The 3,177-nt window shown below is 50.7% G+C and carries 3 protein-coding genes; all 3 read left to right on the top strand.

Going from position 1 to position 3,177, the window contains the following annotated elements:
* On the top strand, window positions 1–257 hold a 257-nt coding region (locus tag DIE13_RS33190; RefSeq protein ID WP_221622222.1), incomplete at its 5' end, for a hypothetical protein.
* A gap of 82 nt (window positions 258–339) precedes the next feature.
* Window positions 340–993, top strand: coding sequence for a hypothetical protein (locus DIE13_RS32360; RefSeq protein WP_124831028.1), 654 nt, complete (start codon window positions 340–342; stop codon window positions 991–993).
* 2 nt (window positions 994–995) lie between these two features.
* The gene (locus DIE13_RS32355; RefSeq protein ID WP_124831027.1) at window positions 996–3,110 is read left to right on the top strand and encodes an S-layer family protein; all 2,115 of its coding nucleotides are present in this window, start codon (window positions 996–998) and stop codon (window positions 3,108–3,110) included.
* Window positions 3,111–3,177: the final 67 nt, after the last annotated feature.

The raw sequence follows: 3,177 nt of genomic DNA, 5'->3' as shown, positions 1-3,177 counted from the left end.
AATCTGGCGGGAAATACCTTCGCCGGCCGGGCTCTACCGCTGAACCCGGCGTGACGCAACAAAATTGCCGAGCCGTTGAGCGAATTCATGTCATTTGCGAGAGTGGTCTGAATCCGGTCGATGGGTATTTCAACGGCCTGCTATGCCTCCTGATAGATTCGTTAGATCAATTGAAGGCTGAACCGATTCGACATCAGTGCCGTCCATGCTTGTGTGGTTTGTTGGCGCAAGTGGACGCTAATCGCGGCGAAAAATAGGACAAGCATCGCAGCGTGCTCAGTTGGTCGCCGGTGCGCATTAGCGGTATCGATCGCCCTACCACACGACAAAGGTTTCGAAATGAATAACCGACGCCACAAGCAATTCGCGAACCTCTCGAAAATATTTTTATTACCGCCTATTGTCCTTGGGCTTCATTCATCTTTCGCGCTCGCAGGTGATATGGGTCAAAAAAATACCGCCCAGTCCGTATTGAAAAATATAATTGACATAGTTGATAACGGAAATTTGGCGGATGAGATTTTTTATGAATCAAAGTTAGGGCTATCGATGGGTGGAGGGGAAACAAGACACGTGACTGGATACGAAGATCTCCAGTATTTGCGCAGCATGCCATACCCCGGATCTGCAAAATATCATGACTGGAACGTCCAGCAATATTACTACACGGCTGCGCCTGAATACTTTGATGAAAAATTTGGAAGAGATGGCGATTATGTTCGCCCCTATGCAAAGGCGTTTCTTCCGAATGGGAAAATCGGTGTGGTAGCCAGCATTGTTCTCAACACGGAAAAAATATGCATCACCGAGAGTGACGTAAAAAGCATTCTGAAGGATAACTACTCTTATTCAGAATCCAGAGGGATGTTTAAGGTAAGGTACTCAGGAGATCCGAAGAACGACATTGATGTCGAGATGACGTCAACCTATACGCCACCCAAGAGATGCGTTAAGTACGTAAATTTCTCTCAATATATTAACGGGATCAAGTAATCATGGCTGGAAAAAATCTGACTCCGATCACTGGAAACGAAACGCTCTGGGGTGGTGCAGGTAAACCGACCACAACAGAGTTGAACTACATAAACAGTAGTCCACTTCTCGTTGCCGAACTGAATGACTATCAAGCTGCCATCAACAACCGAGCCGCACAACCTATCGGAGAAATTTCCGGAGGCGGTAGTCTTCTTAGAACCGTTACTCTGGCTCCCGGAGTGCAGCAAATTCAAATGGGGCCGAATGTAATCGGCGAAAGTGCAGCAAGCTTTGTCGGTGACTTGAGTTATGAATTAGGTCATTTCGAGAATTACTCGAACGACCAGAACCTCTACAACGGCCTCGTCCCCAATCCTAACGATCCGACTGCTGGCCAAATGTCAGGAGTCGTCGGAACTATTACAGAGGCGGAATCCGAAGCCAATAATTACGTCATTCAGCAACAAATATCAAAAAATGCGGGGGTGACAATTAAATTGAATGGAGATGCTAACTCCAATGGAACCCTGCAATCCGCGTTGGATAATGCATTTTCCGCCGATAAAGCAAATGGCATTCCTCCCGAACAAGATCTATCGAAGTTCGAAGAGGTTGCATCTGGTATCGCCGGGACTATCCCAGTCGATAGCACAGGTGTGCTGTTTTATGACTATTACGCGAACACTCCCGGCATTTTATACCAGCAGTTCCACTCCGGCACCTTCAATGCATCGCAACTCGGCCTGCAAGGCACACAAGATTTTAATGCATCAAGCGTCTCCATTAACTACAACCCATCGTCCGGCGGACTACAGTCTGCCTCAATAAAACTATCCGATGGATCAGGTGAAAATTTTACCTTCACCAACTCTGAAATCTCCTCTGCGGCGTATACCAACGCGTCCGGAAACATCGTTTCGACCATCACCTACACTCACAACGCCAACGGCAGCTATTCGGCAACCATGAGCGATGGCACTGGTGCCGTAGTATCGACGCAACAGTTCTCGAGTAGCGGTTCGGAGGTAGATACAGTTACTAACGTTGACACGCTCGCTGACGTAAATGCATCCGGCGTAACGCTGACTACAAACGCCAACACCATCGCCGTGAACGGAGCGGACTACGACACGACGATCCTCAACGGCAATCATGTCATTAACGCACAAGCCGGTGACACCTTCCAACTCACAGGCGTCGGCTATAACGTAAATTTGTCGGCAACAGGGGCAGCATCGACAGTCACTTTTAACGCAAATTCGGGCGGCACAGTCAATGGTTCGGCCGCTACGGTCGACATTGCAGGGTCGGACAATGTCACGGTCGATGGCAGTAACAATGGAATTAACGAATCGGCCGGAGACTATCTTGTTGTAAGCGGCGGCGGCAACATTATCAACGCTGCTGCTGGCTCCCAGGCATACATCACCGGCACGAGCAGTAACCTAGATACGGTTAACGCCAACGGTGACCAGTTGGGCGGCACGACGGCCAACGGTCAACCGACAGGCATTCTATTCAACACTAACGCAGCGGCCGACGTCGTCGGTAGCAACAATGGTATTCGTGAAGCGGCAGGCGATTACCTGATTGCAAACGGTGGCAACAGCATCATTAACGCTGTCGCAGGTGCCCAGACATACATCACCGGCACGAACAGTAACCTAGATACGGTCAACGCCACCGGTGACCAGTTGGGCGGCACGACGGCCAACGGTCAACCGACCGGCATCCTGTTCAATACGAATGCAGCGGCCGACATCATCGGTAGCAACAATGGTATCCGTGAGGCGGCGGGCGATTACGTGATTGCGAACGGTGGAGACAATACTATTGATGCTGTCGCCGGCGCCCAAGCATACATTACAGGTACGAATGGTAACTTCGACACGATCGATGGCAGCGGTGACGCGGTGGGCGGCAAGACGGCAAATGGTCAACCGACTGGCATTCTGCTGAGCACAAATGCACAGGCCAACGTTAACGGCAGCGGCGACGGCGTGAACGAAGCAACTGGCGATAGCCTTGGGATCTACGGCGGGGGCAATTCGATCAATACAACGGCTGGCGCGCTTACTGTGGTAGGCGATACGGTAATCCCCCCGTTTTCCACGGGGTTCAGAAGTAGAAACTAAGCGGCCATGGCCAACCGCTGCTTTGGCGTAAATCCGCCCAGGGCCATGTTCGGGCGGTCATGATTGT

It is taken from the genome of Burkholderia sp. Bp9016, from assembly GCF_003857765.1.
Classification (GTDB): Bacteria; Pseudomonadota; Gammaproteobacteria; order Burkholderiales; family Burkholderiaceae; genus Burkholderia.
This window is presented reverse-complemented; position numbering and strand designations above follow the sequence as displayed.